This window comes from Sporolactobacillus putidus (assembly GCF_014647035.1).
GTDB lineage: Bacteria > Bacillota > Bacilli > Bacillales > Sporolactobacillaceae > Sporolactobacillus > Sporolactobacillus putidus.
The window spans coordinates 117,913-134,850 of the sequence record NZ_BMOK01000003.1 but is presented as its reverse complement, the minus strand read 5'-3'; the positions used below and the strand labels follow the sequence as shown (position 1 = coordinate 134,850).

14 protein-coding genes are annotated in these 16,938 nt (G+C 45.7%); 2 read left to right on the top strand and 12 right to left on the bottom strand.

Going from position 1 to position 16,938, the window contains the following annotated elements; translation table 11 throughout:
* The first annotated feature begins 24 nt into the window (after positions 1-24).
* Positions 25-933: a homoserine O-acetyltransferase MetA gene (metA, locus tag IEX81_RS04775; RefSeq protein WP_188801925.1), complete on the top strand. Its 909-nt coding sequence runs from the start codon at positions 25-27 to the stop codon at positions 931-933.
* 126 nt (positions 934-1,059) lie between these two features.
* Here metA and plsX read toward each other — a convergent pair whose 3' ends face one another.
* From plsX to IEX81_RS04740, 7 genes are all read right to left on the bottom strand, one after another.
* Positions 1,060-2,073, bottom strand: a complete 1,014-nt coding sequence (gene plsX / locus IEX81_RS04770) for a phosphate acyltransferase PlsX (RefSeq protein ID WP_188801924.1) — start codon at positions 2,071-2,073, stop codon at positions 1,060-1,062.
* 173 nt (positions 2,074-2,246) lie between these two features.
* Positions 2,247-2,906, bottom strand: coding sequence for a hypothetical protein (locus IEX81_RS04765; RefSeq protein ID WP_188801923.1), 660 nt, complete (start codon positions 2,904-2,906; stop codon positions 2,247-2,249).
* The gene (locus tag IEX81_RS04760; RefSeq protein ID WP_188801922.1) at positions 2,903-3,322 is read right to left on the bottom strand and encodes a permease prefix domain 1-containing protein; all 420 of its coding nucleotides are present in this window, start codon (positions 3,320-3,322) and stop codon (positions 2,903-2,905) included. Before IEX81_RS04760 ends, IEX81_RS04765 begins: the two co-directional genes overlap by 4 nt.
* Positions 3,319-3,651, bottom strand: coding sequence for a PadR family transcriptional regulator (locus IEX81_RS04755; RefSeq protein ID WP_188802097.1), 333 nt, complete (start codon positions 3,649-3,651; stop codon positions 3,319-3,321). Before IEX81_RS04755 ends, IEX81_RS04760 begins: the two co-directional genes overlap by 4 nt.
* Before the next feature lie 315 nt (positions 3,652-3,966).
* Entirely contained in the window at positions 3,967-4,173 is a 207-nt protein-coding gene (locus IEX81_RS04750; RefSeq protein WP_229727474.1) for an ATP-binding cassette domain-containing protein, read from the bottom strand.
* Positions 4,174-4,462: 289 nt separating this feature from the next.
* Positions 4,463-5,383 (bottom strand): branched-chain amino acid transaminase, encoded by a 921-nt coding sequence (locus IEX81_RS04745; RefSeq protein ID WP_188801921.1) that lies wholly within the window; start codon positions 5,381-5,383, stop codon positions 4,463-4,465.
* 314 nt (positions 5,384-5,697) lie between these two features.
* On the bottom strand, positions 5,698-6,660 hold the full coding sequence (locus IEX81_RS04740; protein WP_188801920.1) for a lactate/malate family dehydrogenase: 963 nt from the start codon (positions 6,658-6,660) through the stop codon (positions 5,698-5,700).
* A gap of 243 nt (positions 6,661-6,903) precedes the next feature.
* On the opposite strand from IEX81_RS04740, the gene IEX81_RS04735 reads away from it, so the two are divergent.
* Positions 6,904-7,911, top strand: coding sequence for a threonine aldolase family protein (locus tag IEX81_RS04735; protein ID WP_188801919.1), 1,008 nt, complete (start codon positions 6,904-6,906; stop codon positions 7,909-7,911).
* 101 nt (positions 7,912-8,012) lie between these two features.
* Here the strand turns inward: IEX81_RS04735 and IEX81_RS04730 are convergent, their stop codons facing one another.
* The 5 genes from IEX81_RS04730 to glgA all read right to left on the bottom strand — a co-directional run bounded on the left by IEX81_RS04730 (position 8,013) and on the right by glgA (position 16,902).
* Complete coding sequence (locus tag IEX81_RS04730; RefSeq protein WP_188801918.1) at positions 8,013-9,869, bottom strand: glycoside hydrolase family 13 protein; 1,857 nt, start codon at positions 9,867-9,869, stop codon at positions 8,013-8,015.
* 103 nt (positions 9,870-9,972) lie between these two features.
* The gene (locus IEX81_RS04725) at positions 9,973-12,384 is read right to left on the bottom strand and encodes a glycogen/starch/alpha-glucan phosphorylase (protein ID WP_188801917.1); all 2,412 of its coding nucleotides are present in this window, start codon (positions 12,382-12,384) and stop codon (positions 9,973-9,975) included.
* Positions 12,385-12,592: 208 nt separating this feature from the next.
* Positions 12,593-13,804: a glucose-1-phosphate adenylyltransferase subunit GlgD gene (gene glgD, locus IEX81_RS04720; RefSeq protein ID WP_229727473.1), complete on the bottom strand. Its 1,212-nt coding sequence runs from the start codon at positions 13,802-13,804 to the stop codon at positions 12,593-12,595.
* A complete protein-coding gene (locus IEX81_RS04715) occupies positions 13,788-14,936 on the bottom strand; it encodes a glucose-1-phosphate adenylyltransferase (RefSeq protein ID WP_188802095.1) in 1,149 nt (382 codons plus the stop codon). The genes glgD and IEX81_RS04715 overlap by 17 nt, the downstream gene beginning before the upstream one ends.
* Positions 14,937-15,474: 538 nt before the next feature.
* The gene (glgA, locus tag IEX81_RS04710; RefSeq protein ID WP_188801916.1) at positions 15,475-16,902 is read right to left on the bottom strand and encodes a glycogen synthase GlgA; all 1,428 of its coding nucleotides are present in this window, start codon (positions 16,900-16,902) and stop codon (positions 15,475-15,477) included.
* Positions 16,903-16,938 lie beyond the last annotated feature (36 nt).

The following is a 16,938-nucleotide window of genomic DNA, read 5'->3' as shown; positions in this document are numbered from 1 at the left end:
TTAACCGTGAGGAGAACTGATATTATGCCGATTAAAATACCTGAATTGCTTCCCGCAAGAGAAGTCCTTGAAAAAGAAAATATTTTTGTGATGAACGAAGACCGGGCGGCAAGTCAGGACATCCGTCCGCTTAATATATTGATTCTCAACCTGATGCCTGAAAAGCAGAAGGAAGAAGCCCAGCTTCTTCGTCTGCTTGGCAACACTCCACTTCAGGTGAATGTCTCTTTCATGAGGACGGCCACTCATGAATCAAAGCATACAAGTCATTTGCATCTGGAGCAATTTTATACGGTTTTCAGTAAAATCAGACATAAAAAGTATGACGGATTGATTATTACCGGGGCACCTGTTGAGCAGCTCCCGTTTGAAGAGGTTGATTATTGGAATGAACTGAAGGAGATTATGGAGTGGTCCAAGACCTCCGTAACCTCGACAATGCATATTTGCTGGGGTGCCCAGGCAGCACTTTACTACCACTTCGGCATTAATAAGGTACTGCTTCCGCATAAGCTTTCCGGCATATTCGGCCACACGCTGGGTGATCGGACGGAAAAACTGTTGCGCGGATTTGACGATGTCTATTTTGCGCCCCATTCCCGTTACACGGATATTGACCGGGCTGAACTCGCGCACCATCCGGAAATCAAGCTTCTCTCTTCGTCCGAAGAAGCAGGACCGTTTATCATGCTTGCAAACAACGGAAGACAAATTATGGTCACCGGTCATCTCGAATATGATACCGGGACACTTGCGTTGGAATATGAGCGGGATACAAAGAAAAACATTGATCCGGATATACCGGAACACTATTTTCCCGCTGACGATCCTGAACGGCCACCGGTTAACCGGTGGCGCTCGCACGCCCATCTCCTCTTCTCAAACTGGCTGAACTATTATGTCTATCAGGAAACACCGTATCGCTGGGAATGAAGCGGGGCTCTGCGGTTCACGCGCATTTCCCAGGACATTCAAATTAATCACACTCTTATCTTTACCGCTAAAAAACCTCGGGTAAAAAAACATACCCGAGGTTTTCTTCAATTTATGTTATTCTTTTCAGGCTTTGCTGTTCAGCCACGTGTGCTGGCTGTCGTTGATCGTCTCGCCAATGATCTCAACCACATGTTCTTCCACAACCGCTTTGGCCTGTTTGATCGCGGTGAACACCGCATCGCTTTTTGCCGCGCCGTGGACTTTGATAATCGGAGCGGACAAGCCGAACAGCAAGGCTCCGCCGTATGCCGAATAGTCCATGCGCTGTTTGATCCCCTTCAGCTTTCCATACATAAGCCCTGTCAGAACTTTGGTATACAGCGAACCGCCCAATGTTTCTTTCAGCAGCCCAATGAGCGACATGGCCGTTCCCTCAATACTTTTCAAGACCAGATTACCGGAAAAACCGTCCGCAACAATGACATCGGCCGGGCCCTGAAGCAGTTCGCGCGGCTCCACGTTGCCAATGAAGTTGATTGGCGCTTCACTCAGAAGCTGATAGGCTTTTTTCGTCAACTCATTCCCTTTGCCCGGCTCTTCGCCAATATTCAGCAAACCGATACGCGGGTTGGAGCGATGCAACACTTTTTCAGCGTAAATGGAACCCATCGTTGCATACTGAAGCATATTTTCGGGTTTTGTTTCGGCATTGGCACCGACATCAAGAAAGAGAAAGCCTTTATTTTCATGAATGGTTGGCAGAGTCGGAGCGAGTGCCGGGCGATCGATTCCTTTAATTCGGCCGACTCCGAAAAGGCCGGATGCCATCAGGGCACCGGTGTTTCCCGCAGAGATAGCAGCCTCACAGCGTCCTTCTCGGACTTCCTGCACGGCGAGAACCATTGATGCCTGTTTCTTGCGGCGTACGGCCTGCACCGGGGCGTCTGTTCCCTCAATTTTTTCAGTCGTATGCAGGATTTCTATTTTGCTTTGTTGACCGACCAGCGGTTCCAGCTTTTCTCTGTCACCAATGAGAACGAAGTGCAAATCCGGGAATGTCTGCGCCGCTCTGATTGTTCCTTCAACAATTGCTTCCGGTGCGTGATCTCCGCCCATTGCATCAATTGCTAATCTCATTCTTGTAGTCTCTCCTTTTTTAATGACGAACCAGCTTGTTCCGTCATCGGACCGTCCGGCCCTTTTTCACCGCATACCCTCTGCAGGTGTGCCCAACAATTTGTACAAGCGGAGACATTACCGCCTTGCTTCAATACTTTAACACTAAATACGTTTACTGTTCAAGGTAGGTTTCAGGACTTTTTCATATTCATTGTTCCGACTGCCCTTTTTCCCGGACAATAAACAAAATAGAAGATAGAAAGAGGCCACCAGGCAACGAGAAAAACCGGGTAGATCGCCCAGATTGTTTCCGGGGTCGTCATTTCGTTCAGCACGCTGAAAAACAGAATGATAAGTCCCGATCCGACCGACGCAAACGTCAGCGGTTTTCTAGCCAGAAACAGGCTGAGCGGCCACCACAAAAAAGCAAAGGTTGTAAAAATAGCCCAGGGATATCCGGATTCAAAGAAAATGTTGAGAGCCAGGTAATAACTTATCAATCCTGATGCGGCGGCTGATGCAAACTTTCTTGTCAGACTGCGTCTCCCGAGAAACACCATCAGGGGGCCAAGTACGGCCGGTGCTAGAACATAAAGTATCCAGGGATATCCGGGCGTTTCCATAAAATTTTGAAATGCACACAATCCGGTAAAAACCAGACTGATTATCAAAGAAAAAAACTTTAGACCCTTGTCATGATAAAACAGCAGAACAAAAGGACACATAAGAAAAGCAGAAGGGTAAATCGCCCAAAAGTGAGAAAATCCGGTAACCAGATTAACAGCGATCAGGAATACTGCCGTCATCATTGAGCCAAGGGCAATAAAACCAAGAAGACCGTTATTCTTCACTTGTCGTCCACCTTTTTTCTATACCAGTTATAGAACATCGAGAGCGGCCACCAGGCAATAGCAAAAGTCGGATAGATAAACCAGATGATACCGGGTGTGTAATAAAAGTTAATGAAGATTAATAACGCAATGATTAATCCGCTCCCCCACAGAGAGAACCCGAGATTAAGCCGGGCCATTTCACGTCCCCTCCTGGCCGAGTTATCCGGGAGATCCAGTTCCCTTTTGATTTCATCAATATCGCCAAACTCAACGATCACTTTATTAACCGCATCTTCCTCCGATTTTCCTTCGTCCATAAGATCGGCTACTTTCTCCTCCAGGTCTCTAATGATTTCTTCTTTCACGCGATCCTTCTGCTCACCCGCAGGTATCCCGTCAAAAAGATGATTAATGTATGCGTTCAGCCGTTTCAATCGTCCATCCCCTCCATAAAGCGATCCATGATTTCTTTGATTTCCAGCCATTCCCTGACCATTTCGTGCAGATAGGCTCTTCCCAATGAAGTGATCGTATAGTATTTTCGTTTTCCCCCATGGGAACGTTCCCCGTAATAGGACTCAATCAACTGTTTTTTCTCTAACCGCTGAAACACGGCATAGAGCGTCGCTTCTTTAATCTCAAAACGCCCGTTCGTCCAATTGCTGATGGTTTTCGAGAGTTCATAGCCATAAGAATCGCCATCACGCAGCAGGCGCAATATAATCGAATCCAGATGGCCTCTCAGAATATCGCTGCGTATAATAAAACCACCTCCAAGGCTCCTATTGTCTCCTTTTTTCCTTAAGCACTTGCAGACACAAAGCTGTTACTTTTGCATGAAAACTTGAGCGTCCATTTGGCCAAACAGAAATCAAACAAATAAGTACTCTATCTGTTAAAGTAATATTAACATGTATTGCTCTATCTGTCAAAGTACTTTCATTCATTTTTTCCGCTTGTACTCAAGCAGAAATTAAGGGAAGCCGTTTTCGGCTTCCCTCAGCATTTGCGTTGTCGTGTATTGCCACCGTGTTCTTTTCTAAATCGGGATTTTTAAAATCACCGTTTTTCGTTTCATTTACGGTTGGACCGATTCTCCGTTCCACTTGATTATCCCGCTCGTCGGAATAAGCAGATTCAGAATCATGCGAAGGGTTGTCGTCTTCCTCGCCCCATTCTGCCCGATCAGTCCGAAAATTTCACCGCTTTCGGCTTTAAAACTGAGATTGTCTACTGCAATGAAGTCTTGAAATCTTTTTGTCAGATGATCAGCCTCAAGTGTCATTTTCTTCCTCTCTTCCTATAAGCTGATTATTAATATAAACTCATGCCGGCTGCTAAAGATTTCCAAATGAGCGCTAATAAAATTTTATCATAGTTTTTTCAATTTTTAGGTTAATGTTTCGTGAAAAGAGCTGAACAGTCTCTTTTGACACCTTCTTGTTTGCAGCGGTACGCCCTTCAATAAAGTCACCCTTATCGTGCAGCACTTTTTTTAGGACGATTGAAGCGCAAAAAAGACCGGAACGAAGGTATTGCGCCCCTCCGTCCCGGTCTTTCTGCAACCAGTAAATTTATTTTTCGTAAACCGGTGTGCAGGATTCGGTATATTTCGGATTCCGGCCGGTTGTCAGTCCAAAGAAAAGTTTTTTGATCTGTTTGCAGACTTCGCCTTCGTGACCGTTCCCGATCGTTCTGTGATCCACTTCGACGATCGGAGTCACTTCCATTGCAGTCCCGCTGAAGAAAACCTCATCTGCGACATAGAGTTCAGATCTTGAAATGCTCCGTTCAAGTACTTCCAGTCCCATTTCTTCTCTGGCCAGTTTCATAACCAGCTCACGTGTAATGCCTTCAAGGATGTTGTCGGACGGCGGAGGGGTGATCAGCTTGCCCTTTTTAAAGATGAAGATGTTTTCACCGGATCCTTCACAGACATTGTCGCCATTCGTCAGAAAAATAGCTTCATCAAATCCGGCGCGCTTTGTTTCAAGAGCTGCGAGCGCGGAATTCATATACGCTGCAGTTGCCTTTGTACGCGGAGGCAGCTGGTTGTTCGAGAGACGCCGCCACGAGGTGACCCCGACGCTGAGTTCAGGTTTGCCGGCATACTTATTCAGCGGCTGGGTATAAATAACGACTTTGACGTCCTTGACGTCCAGTGTTGGTCCGATGTCCTGGGCATCGTTGTAGACAATCGGCCGGATGTAGGTCGTCTGGCGACAGTTATTCTTTTTCAGCAGTTCAACCGTGCCGCGACAGAGATCGTCGACTGTAAGATCAAAGTTCAGATTGACGGTCTTTGCCGATTGTTTCAGCCTTTCATAATGTTCCTTAAGTTTAAAGCCGTACAGCTGTTCTTCCTCGTCATCCCAGTACGCCCGAATGCCTTCAAAAACGCCCAGGCCATAGTTGAATGCTTTGCTGCGGACGCTGATTTTCACATCGTCCTCTTTAACTAACTCGCCTTGATAGTAAACATAGTTCTCTGACATGTAAACTCCTCCTCGTTTTCTGATTATTGCAGATGAGCCCGGCCGGTCTTAGGGAATAGAAACCTCATTTGGACCATTCACAGAAAAAAGGTTCATTCTATCGTGTCTTTCGGTTTTTATGTAGTCACCATTCTAGGCGCATCTGCTTCTTTTTTTTGTAATTCCTATAATAGCATAAAATTACAGTTTATTTCCTGAAATTCAAAAATTAACAGATAATCTGATTGAGAGATCCGAATCGGACCCTCGTAAAACCCAATTAATCGTTTGGGTGGGACGCGCCTTCATCATGATTCACGGGGTCAACGGGTCATTCAGGATTTAATCAGTCCGCCAATTTTCATCGTCCCTCTAATGCTGTCAGCCGTGGCACGCAGTTTACCAAGTTCATCCTCATCAAGCGGAACCGCAAGACGTTTCTCGACACCTTGACGCCCGATGACACACGGAAGGCTTAGCGCTACTTCGCTGAGCCCATACTCGCCATTCAGAGTTGTTGATACGGGAAAAATGCTGTGTTCATCGAGCATGACGGCTTTTGCGAGCGTGCAAGCGGCCATGGCAACGCCTGAATTGGTCCATCCTTTTAGGTGAAGAATGTCGAACCCGGTTTCAACAACATTTTGCGCAATCTGTTCTTTGTCAAGCGGTGTATCGAGAGAAAAATAGTCGTCCAGCCGGTTGATGCCGATTCCTTCGATGTTCAGCAGACTCCAGACTGGAAAAGCTGTACTCCCGTGTTCACCAAGCATATAGCCGTGAACGCTTTTCGGATCGACACCGTATTTATTAGCAACAATTTTTCTGAAGCGTGCTGAATCCAGGCATGTTCCGGTACCGAAAATACGGTTTTTCGGATAATCAAAAAAGTTTCCGGCGAGGTAGACCATTGAATCAAGCGGATTCGTGATAAAAATGATGATGGCATCCTTTGTATAGTTGCTGATGCCCGCCATCACTTCGCGGATAACGGAAACATTTTTTCCAATCAGAGTGCCCCGGTCCTGAAATTGTGCATCTTTTTGTACGCTGGGTCCGGCCGCGACGATAATCACATCGGCATCCTTGCACGTATCGTAATCAGCCGCATACAATTCCGTGTTCGGACAGTATGTAAATGGCGTAATATGACTTCCGTCCAGGGCCTCTCCTTCCGCTTTTTCTCTGTCCTGATCAATGACGGCAATCTCGGCAAAGAGATTAAGTGCCAGCGCATCGGTAAGAACTTGTGAACCCACGTGCCCCACACCGACAATGACCAACTTATTGTTCTTCATCTTTTTTCGCCTCTAATCTCTATTATTAGATTAATCATAACATAAAAAATGGAAGGGTTTCACACTAGTTCAGCAATTTATTATAGTCAAACAATGCGATAAAAAATTTTGCTTCACAGATTGATCACCTGGATCCCGTTCGTTTTTTTCTTATCCACCCGTTTGTGATAAAATGAGGGAATGATAGAAAGAGATAGCGAATTTTCTTGAATCAAAGTTGTGCATAGAAAGGATTTATCAACGATGCTGATTGATTACCGAACAGATTCCGGCACCCTGCCGACGGAAGAAATGAGACGGGCGATGAGCGAAGCCAAATTGGGAGACGACTATTACGGAGAGGATCCGAGTGTCAATCTGCTTGAAAAAACGGCTTCGGAAATGCTTGGAAAAGAGGCCGCCATTCTGACAACAACGGCGACACTTGGCAACCAGCTGGCGCTGCTGAGTCTGAGTCACAAAGGATCAGAAATCTGGGTTGAAAAATTTTCGCACATTGCGGCGCATGACTATACCGCGTTTCTATTGCCAGATAGAAAGTTTCGCGTTTATGAAGCCATTAAAGGCCGCGAGATCGCCGATGATGATCTCGCGGAGGCTGGGGAGGGCGCGCATTCTGTATTCTGCATTGAGAATACCCATAATCGGCACGGTGGTACGATTCTTCCAATTTCCGAGATGAAGAGAGTTTATCGTCAGATCAGGCAGGCGGGCGGCTATGTACATCTCGACGGTTCACGGCTGTTCAATGCATCCGTCGCTTCCGGCGTCCCCCTGAATGAATTTGCCGCTTGCGCCGATACAGTGGTCCTCTGTCTCTGCAAAGGGCTCTGCGCCCCAGCTGGTGCGATACTTGCGGGTTCGCGCGAAACGATACGCCGCGCACGGAAATGGCGTACAAAAATGGGTTCAGCCATGCCACAGGCCGGCGTTATTGCGGCACCCGCATATATCGGTTTGAAAAAAATGATTCCAAGACTCGCGCAGGATCACCTGCTTGCCCAAAAACTGGCTTCCGGACTCGCCGTACTCACGGGTCTGTCCGTGGACCTGTCCCTGGTCGAAACCAATATTGTTCTTGTTCATCCGAAACACCCCTTAAAAACGGCAGAACAAATCCAGAACGAGCTCAGACAGGCCGGAATTCTCGTTTTGCTGCTTGACAGCAAAACCATTCGATTTGTTGTCGACAGGAATATTCATCCTGAAGATATACCGGCAACAGTAGGGATCATGCAATCGATTTTATAAAATACGCGCTGTGATTGATACGTTTATCAGGAGCCATCCTTCGGGTACCCCTGAACGTACTGTCACAGTGCTTTTTCCTGTCTGAACATTGGAAAATTATGTCAGGGCTGTTTTTCTTTTAACAGGAAATTGTACGGAGAGAGAGTCATACCGTTTTCAAACAAGCTGCCGACAAGCGCCGCCATTTTACCTTCACCAGTCTGATCATTGAACGCCTCAAGATCGATCGCCTGCTGGTCAGGAGTGACATTGAAAACAATCGCGGTATAAGCATTTTCCGAACGGAAACGAACGAAGCCGAATAACTCTCCGATTGAAAAAGGGAGATAGTCGCCCGACTGAAGATTCTCATCATTCCTGCGGCACCGGATGGCTGATCGGAATATTTCCTGAATTTTCACGTTTTCCCGTCCCCACGGAAAAAAACGCCGGTTATTGGGATCCTTTCCCCCATATAGGCCCGCTTCATCTCCATAGTAAACACAAGGAACACCGGGAAGGGTCATAAGCAGCTGAACCGCAACCCGCAATTTATTTTCATCACCGCCCAGCGTGGTAAGAATGCGCTCCGTGTCGTGCGTACCAATATTGTTCATATTGGCGTTAAAAGCATACGTTGGGTAATTCGACTTCAATGTGAAGCTGGCACGAACCGCCTGAGCTGCCGTCATCCGCTGGTTCAGAAGACCGATAATCAATGAACGGAACGGATAATTCATAACCCCATGCAGCATGCCTCCTTCAAGATAGTGATGCCTTTTGCCGTAAGCAATCTTGTTCGAAGCATCTTCCCAGACTTCGCCAATCAGAACTTTACGCTCTGTTTTATTCGAGTGGCTATCCAGCGCCCTCCGGATCCCGGCAATGAAATCGTCAGGCAGTTCATCGGCAACATCCAGCCTCCAGCCGCCAATTCCCATATTTGTCCACAAGTGAATGATGCTTTGATCGGATTGATAGATATAATCCCGATAATGCGTGTTATTTTTATCTACAGTAGGCAGGTCTTCAATGTTCCACCAGCTGGTATAATTATCCGGAAAAGAGTGAAACGTAAACCAGTCGAAATAAGGAGAGCGGGTATTATTGTAAGCCCCCCCTTCTCCATAGGTTTTAAATCGATTGAAGTAGATACTGTCGGCACCGACATGATTAAAAACGCCGTCGAGAAGGATATGCATACCCAATTTTCGTGTTTTCACAATCAATTTCTGAAGCGTTTGTTTGTTCCCGAACATTGGATCGATTTTCTCATAATTAGCTGTATCATATTTGTGGTTGCTTCTCGCCTCAAAGATCGGGCTCAGATAAAGTACGGTGACACCAAGCGAACGCAGGTATGGAAGTTTGTCAATAATCCCCTGCAAATTGCCGCCGAAAAAATCCCATCGTGCGATGTTCCCTTTTTGATCGTGGATATAATAGGGATCATCCTCCTCCGTCGCATAGAGAAATGAATTTTTTTTTGGAGAATAGACCGCATGATGGCGGTTGCCATTGTTGAAACGATCGACAAAAATTTGATAAACGACCCCGTGCAGATACCATTGAGGTGCCTGATCCGGATGATCGTAGCAAGTGATCTGATATTGCTCGACAGCGGCCGGATCGTAAATAATCTGCCCCTCTCCACCATAATTATCACCGGCCTTGGCATAAAATATAGTTCTCCTGCCCGTCTGGCCATCTTCACAATCAAGTTTAAAATGGTAAAAATAGAGGCCGCTTTTTCCTTCCGTCACAAATTTCAGTTTATAAATATGGGCATCTTCACCGTTTGGAAACATTTCAAGTTCCTGAGAGGAATCCCCGTCCTTCTGAATGACCAGATCAACACGCCATATTTTTGTCAGATTGACGGCAATTGAAAAATAGACACTTTTTCCGGCTTGAATGGCTCCAAAAGGCCGTCGGTATTTTTCAGACCATGAATTGAAATAAATTGACGGCAGATTCATATGTGCGTTTCCTTCTTCCTATCAAAAGGTGACTCATTCTTTTTTCGGCAGGCCTGATTTTCATTGCAGAAGATTTCATCCTGTGTGCCTGGCCTATGAACGGTCAGACTCGCCTTGCCTTTGCCGCGACATCCCATATGTCGGTTGCATATTGCAGCACCGTATAATCCGATGAAAAGACACCGGCGTCCGCAATATTAATCAGAGCCATTCTCTGCCATTTCAGCGGATCACGGTAAAGACGGTCTATATTCTCCTGCGCCAGAACATAGGCGTCAAAATCTTTCAAAACAAAATATTCATCCCCATACAGAACAAGAGAATTAAAGATGTCTTTTCCTTCCGCTTCAATGCCAGGAATCGTTCCGTCAATCAGTGCGTCAAGTACTCGACGAAGGACAGGATTGTTATCATAATAGCTCTTCGAGTGATAAGATCGATTATGATAGTACTCGTAGACCTCCTCCTCCTTCAGCCCGAAAATAATAATATTTTCATCTCCTACACGGTCACGGATCTCAACATTGGCTCCATCCAGAGTCGCGAGTGTCACGGCACCGTTCAGCATCAGTTTCATGTTGCTCGTTCCCGAGGCTTCCTTTGAAGCAAGTGAAATCTGCTCGCTGACGTCTGCCGCAGGAATGATCCGTTCAGCAAGCGAAACGCCGTAGTTTTCCACAAAGACAATTTTCAATTTATCATGGATGTCTGGATCCTTGTTGATCAGGGACGCAACGGAGTTTACTAATTTAATGATTTCCTTTGCATAAGTGTAGCTTGGTGCCGCCTTTGCTCCAAAGATAAAGACGCGCGGGTAAATGTCTGCTGCCGGATTATCTTTCAGTTTAAAGTAGAGACTTAGTATATGAAGAAGATTCAACAGCTGTCTTTTATAAGCGTGGAGACGTTTAATCTGCACATCAAAAATCGCGTCCGGGTTAATCGTCAGGCCCATGTCCTGCTGCACGTAGGCTGCAAACCGTTCCTTATTAATTCGTTTGATTTCCGCTAGATCCCGCAGCGTCGCCTCATCGTTACGGAAAGCCTTGAGCATTTTCAGTTCGGTAGGCATCGATTCCCAATCACTGCCGATTTTGCTGTCGATCATTCGGCGGAGCGGTTCATTGGCAAGCATCAGCCAGCGGCGCTGGGCGATGCCGTTCGTTTTATTGTTGAAACGCGACGGATACATGAGGAAAAAATCATGCAGTACCTTTTCTTTGAGTATGGCCGTATGCAGCTTGGCAACGCCGTTGATACTATGGCTTCCGATGATGGCAAGATGGGCCATCTTCACGTGCCCGCCTTCAATGATTCGTGTTCGCTCAATAATTTCTCTCTCATACAAGGCACCCATCTTCACGGCATAGCGCCGGTCAATTTCACAAATGATCTGATAAATTCTTGGAAGCAGGGTGCTGATCATGTCGGTTGGCCATTTTTCAAGAGCCTCCGACATGATTGTATGATTGGTATAACTCATCACATTGACTGTCACATTCCATGCGTGTTCCCAGTCCATATGCTCCTCGTCAAGCAGAATCCTCATCAGTTCGGGGACGCACAGTGCGGGGTGGGTATCATTGATGTGAATGGATACTTTCTCTGCAAGACGGTTCATTCTTACATTCATTTTCCGGAAATGGCGGATAATGCTCTGAACGCCGGCAGATACGAAAAAGTACTCCTGTTTCAGGCGCAGAAGACGCCCTTCAAAGTTAGAATCATCCGGATAGAGTACTTCCGATATGCTTTCGATCCTGTTTCTCTGCTGAATGTAGGACCAATAATCGGTGCTCTCATCCTGAGGCGGCATCTCGGCCGACCAGAGTCTTAATGTATTAACCGTTTCATTTCTATAACCGATAACGGGGGAGTCGTAGGGAACAGCAAGCACTTTGCTATCATTCTCATAGTGCGGAATAAGATAGCCTTCGGGGCACTTTTCGAGCCAGACTTTGCCGTAAAAATTAACCGTGACCGCCATGTTCGTTCTGCGTATTTCCCATACGTTTCCATTTTGCAGCCAATTTTCCGGCAGCTCAACTTGATAACCATTGACAAATTTTTGTTTGAAAAGGCCGTACTTGAAGCGGATACCGTTGCCGTGGCCCGGTATTTCACAGGTCGCCATCGAATCAATGAAGCAGGCGGCAAGACGTCCCAGACCGCCGTTGCCCAGACCGGGATCCAGTTCCACTTTAGCAACTGTTTCCAGATCAATGCCCAGTTCTTTTAAACCGGAACGTACTGTATCAAGAATACCGAGATTCAATAAATTACTCTTCAGCATCCGGCCGAGCAAAAACTCCATTGAAAAATAATAGACTTGCTTTTGTTTGCGATCCAGGTAATGCTGATTGGTCCGGCTCCAGTTTCTGGCCGAATACGAGCGAACCAGATTTCCTAAAGTAAAATACTGTTCGGCCGGATCCGACCGAGGAACATCCATAGAATATAGTTCTGTAAGCATCCGCTTGAAATCTTCTTTGAATCTTCTTTTTGACAGTTCCATTCGTCTACCATCCTTAATTCTCAATTCCTTCTGAACAGGTAAAATTGGCTATGATAAACTTGCGAATCGCGAGGCTTTGACTTGTCATCTGATATCCGATGCAAAAAAAGGTTTTATCTGCGATATCTTCATCTTCCGTGCAGCCGGTCAATGGTGGCCAGTATTTCCAGAACCGTGAAGAATTATAAGCGTTGCTGTCAGATCGATATTAAACTTCGAGTTCGTTCCTATGAAACTGGGAAACTCCTTTTAATACTTGTTCTCCTTCTTCAAAAATACGGCTGATCACCGAATTTTTCTCAATGACGATCGGCTTATCTTTCGTTCCGATCAGTTTCGTGTTAGGTTCAATCCGCACCTGTTTATCCAGGATCACGTAACGCAGCTCCGCGCCGCTGCCAATGTAACTGCCCTGAAGTATTATCGAACTGTTGACCACCGCGTTTTTTTCAATCGTCACATTTCGAAAAATAACAGAATGAGTCACTTCCCCATTCATAATGCATCCATTGGCAACGAGCGAATCGCTGACATCCGATGTGCGGGCATAAAATGTCGGCACCTCATTCTTCACTTTTGTATGGATGCTTTGACTTCCCTTCAGAAGAGCAGTCATATTCGCTTCCTGAAGCATGTCAATATTCGCATCAAAATAGGATTTTACTGAATTGATGCTTTTAAGATATCCTGTATATTCGAAACCATTTGTCGGCAGTTTAATCATTGCCTGGTGCAAAACGTCATTTAAATTGCAATGTTCATTCTCGGCAACAACATTTCGGATCAGTCTCATCAACAATGAGCTTTTCATCAAATAGATTTCCATATTGACAAGCGCCTTATTTTCTTTCATCTGAAGGGAGCAGGATTTCAGCCCCTTGACCAATCCGTCATCCCCAATCGTCATGCAGGATACATGTTCATCCTCTTTGGAAAGATAGTCGACAGACTTATAGACAACCGTGATGTCTGCCCCCTGCTCAATATGGCTTCGCAAGACCGCCTTGACATCGACATTGCAAAGCATCCTCGTGCCCATCACGACAACATAGTCCGCTCCGGATTTCTCTATAAACTCGATGTTCTTAAAATAGTTGTAGATATCCCCGTCCGTTCCCCTCAAACCTGTTCCGCGGTCCGCGGAAAGCGCCGAGAAGAAGAAAAGTCCGCCGTCAACACTGTCAAGGCCCCATTCCTTCCCGCTTCGCACATGATCATAAATGGAACGCAGACTGTCGTTAAGAAATACACCGACAGTCTCGACACCCGCTGTTGTCAGATTGGTCAGCGGAAAATCGATCAGACGATATCTGCAACCAAAGGGAAGCGCCGCCACGGGACGAAAAAGTGTCAGAGGATTGGTCGCCAGTCTGGATTCTGTTAAATTAAGAATACCGCAAATTTTATTTTTCCTCATCATCATTCAGCCCCCCTATTACTTCGTTATAACCGACCACCTCAATTTCCTGATCACCAATGATCTGAGCATTATCTGCAAACACGGCATGCTCGCCCACAATCGCCCGTTCGATTGTCACATTTTTTCCGATCACTGTGTTTGCCATAACAATAGAATCTCTCACCACACTGTTCGCTCCGATTTTCACATTCTGCGCAATAATTGAGTGATCCACGTCACCTGCAATATAGCATCCGTCGACGACCAGCGATTCTCTGACTGTCGCATTGCCGGTGAGATAATGGGGCGGGGCAACCGGATTTTTGGAATAAATGCGCCACGATTTATCCCGGATATGCAGTTCATGATCAGGGTCGATGAAAGCCATGTTCGCTTCCCAAAGACTCTCAATGGTGCCGACGTCTTTCCAGTAGCCCTCAAAAGCATAGGCGAAAACATTCTCTCCGTTCGCCAGAAAAGAAGGAATCACATTTTTTCCGAAATCGTCCATATTCTGCCCGGTTGCATGGCTTTCCATCAAATAACGGCGAAGCACTTCCCACGTAAAAATATAAATGCCCATTGATGCCAGGTTGCTCTTCGGTTTTGCCGGTTTTTCTTCGAAATCAATTATCCTGTCGGTGTTATCCGTATTCATGATGCCGAACCGTGATGCCTCTTCAAAAGGAACATGAATTACGGCGACTGTTGCCGTCGCTTTCTTCTTTTTATGAAAATTAAGCATATGTTCGTAATCCATCTTGTAAATATGATCTCCTGACAGGATAAGCAGGTAGGTTGGATTGTTGCTGTCAATGTAACTGATGTTCTGGTAAATGGCATGAGCGGTCCCCTCGAACCACTTTTCACCGTCAAGGCTCGAATGGGGCTGTAAAATGGTTACCCCGCCATCCTTGTGATCCAAGCCCCAGTGTGAACCATTGCCTATATGGCTGTTCAGTTCCAGTGGCTGATATTGCGTGACAACACCAACTGTACGGATACCTGAATTTGAGCAATTGCTCAGAGAAAAATCAATGATCCGGTATTTCCCGCCGAACGGAACAGCCGGTTTCGCTATGGTTCTCGTCAGTTTGCCGAGCCTTGAACCCTGTCCTCCAGCCAAAATCATCGCAATAATCTCATTTTTCATTGTTTTTTTGGAAAAAGAATGGAGGACCATTCCTTTCCATCCACCTCCTTTGCTTGCGGAAAATTACCTATGGACTTTTCATTTTTAACTACTATAATGTTTATTAATTTACAAACCTCCCAATACGGAAAAGATATGTTATTATCGGTAACTAGCTGTACAGCCGCTTGAATAGACACTGACAATGAAAATTTTCGATGACGCAATTACAATCTATCAATCCAACAGCTCGTACGTAACCGCTTTCACCTGGATATTACCTCCATTCTTTTTATTATGGAAAAACCGCCATGAGCTTGGGCTAAGGCGGTTCAAAAAGACCTCATTAAAAATTAATCATTCAAGAACAGCCATTTATCATGAACTTATAATACTAGCAAGAATCATAGCTTCAAATTATTGGTAAAGTCGAAAATTATTTTTCTTACGTTTCTATTATATAACAAATTATCTGTTTTTCGGCTGTTTTTCATTAAATATTTCTGAAAATTAATTTATAATAAATGGAAATTCGATTGTCCTGAATGAAGTCCATAACCTATTCAATCAAAGAATAGTACAGATCCCGATAAGCCGCTGCAGACGTTTCCCATCCGAAATTGAGCTGAAGTGCGCGATCAGTCAGTTGTTTCCATTTATCCTGTTGATTACGATAAAAGTTCAGAGCCCTTTGAACTGTAAAAAGCATATCGTGGGCATTGTAATTCGTAAAACTGAAACCATACCCCTTACCTGTAAATTCATTGTATGAAACGACTGTGTCTTTCAACCCGCCCGTCTCTCTTACGACTGGCAGACTTCCATATCTGAGGGCAAGCAGCTGACCAATTCCGCAAGGTTCAAACTTTGAAGGCATCAGAAAAAGATCACTTGCCGCGTAAATTTTTCTTGCCAGCCCGTCGTCAAAAAAGATATTAGCCGAAACCTGTTCCGGAAAACGGGAAGCCAGTTCCCTGAACGCGGACTCATAGTGCTGTTCTCCTGTTCCGAGAAGGACGAGCTGAATATTAAGGCTGATCAGTTCGTGAGAGACACGTAAAACCAGGTCGATCCCCTTTTGTTCAGTGAGACGGGTAATCATCGCGACCATGGGTATATCTTCATCTCTGCTAAGATTAAGCTGTTCCTGCAGACGGCTTTTATTTTTCTTTTTGCCATCAGCAGTATGGTATTGAAAATAAAGCTGACGATCCGTTTGTGGATCATAGATTTCCCGATCGATGCCGTTGACAATGCCATGGAGATCATGGCTCCTCCATCTGAGGAATCCATCAAGATTCTCACCGTAAAAGGGCATTTGAATTTCTTCCGCATAAGTCCTGCTCACCGTTGTCAGAACATCCGCGTATGCAAGTCCCGCCTTCATATAACTGACTCCGCCATAGAATTCAAGACTGTCAGGGTTGAAATACCGGTCATCAAGATCAAGAAGATCAGAGAGAACAGATCTCGGGAAAATGCCTTGATATTTTAAGTTATGGATGGTAAAAACCGTGCGGATCTGCTGATAGAACGGCCGTCCGGCGTAATGGCTTTTCAGCAGGAGACTGACCGGTCCGGTCTGCCAGTCATGGCAGTGTATGACATCAGGCCTCTCAGCCAGAAAAGGAAGAACTTCAAGTACGGCCCTGGAGAAAAAGGCAAAGCGTTCCCCGTCATCGAAGTAACCGTAGCAACCATGCCTTTTAAAATAATATTCATTATCGAGGAAATAATAACGAATTCCGTCTTCTTCAAAATATTCGATACCGCAGTACTGTCTTCTCCAGCCGACAGGAACGTCTATATACCGGATAAGTGTCAGCCTGTTTTGAAACTCGGCAGCCATATCTTCGTATTTTGGAAGAATGACGCCGACGTGAATGCCGCCCCTCTTCAGGGCTTTCGGCAGCGCACCGACCACGTCTCCCAGTCCGCCGGTTTTGATAAAAGGAACACACTCAGAAGCAGCAAACAGAACATTCATCTCTCTATCCCCTTCCCCATTCCCGACAACTCTGTC

Bases quoted from the DNA above. Each gene is read 5' to 3' on its own strand.
- metA (WP_188801925.1), top strand. From the start codon at position 25: ATGCCGATTAAAATACCTGAATTGCTTCCCGCAAGAGAAGTCCTTGAA.
- plsX (WP_188801924.1), bottom strand. From the start codon at position 2,073: ATGAGATTAGCAATTGATGCAATGGGCGGAGATCACGCACCGGAAGCA.
- IEX81_RS04750 (WP_229727474.1), bottom strand. From the start codon at position 4,173: ATGACACTTGAGGCTGATCATCTGACAAAAAGATTTCAAGACTTCATT.
- IEX81_RS04745 (WP_188801921.1), bottom strand. From the start codon at position 5,383: ATGTCAGAGAACTATGTTTACTATCAAGGCGAGTTAGTTAAAGAGGAC.
- IEX81_RS04740 (WP_188801920.1), bottom strand. From the start codon at position 6,660: ATGAAGAACAATAAGTTGGTCATTGTCGGTGTGGGGCACGTGGGTTCA.
- IEX81_RS04735 (WP_188801919.1), top strand. From the start codon at position 6,904: ATGCTGATTGATTACCGAACAGATTCCGGCACCCTGCCGACGGAAGAA.
- IEX81_RS04730 (WP_188801918.1), bottom strand. From the start codon at position 9,869: ATGAATCTGCCGTCAATTTATTTCAATTCATGGTCTGAAAAATACCGA.
- IEX81_RS04725 (WP_188801917.1), bottom strand. From the start codon at position 12,384: ATGGAACTGTCAAAAAGAAGATTCAAAGAAGATTTCAAGCGGATGCTT.
- glgD (WP_229727473.1), bottom strand. From the start codon at position 13,804: ATGATGAGGAAAAATAAAATTTGCGGTATTCTTAATTTAACAGAATCC.
- IEX81_RS04715 (WP_188802095.1), bottom strand. From the start codon at position 14,936: ATGAAAAATGAGATTATTGCGATGATTTTGGCTGGAGGACAGGGTTCA.
- glgA (WP_188801916.1), bottom strand. From the start codon at position 16,902: ATGAATGTTCTGTTTGCTGCTTCTGAGTGTGTTCCTTTTATCAAAACC.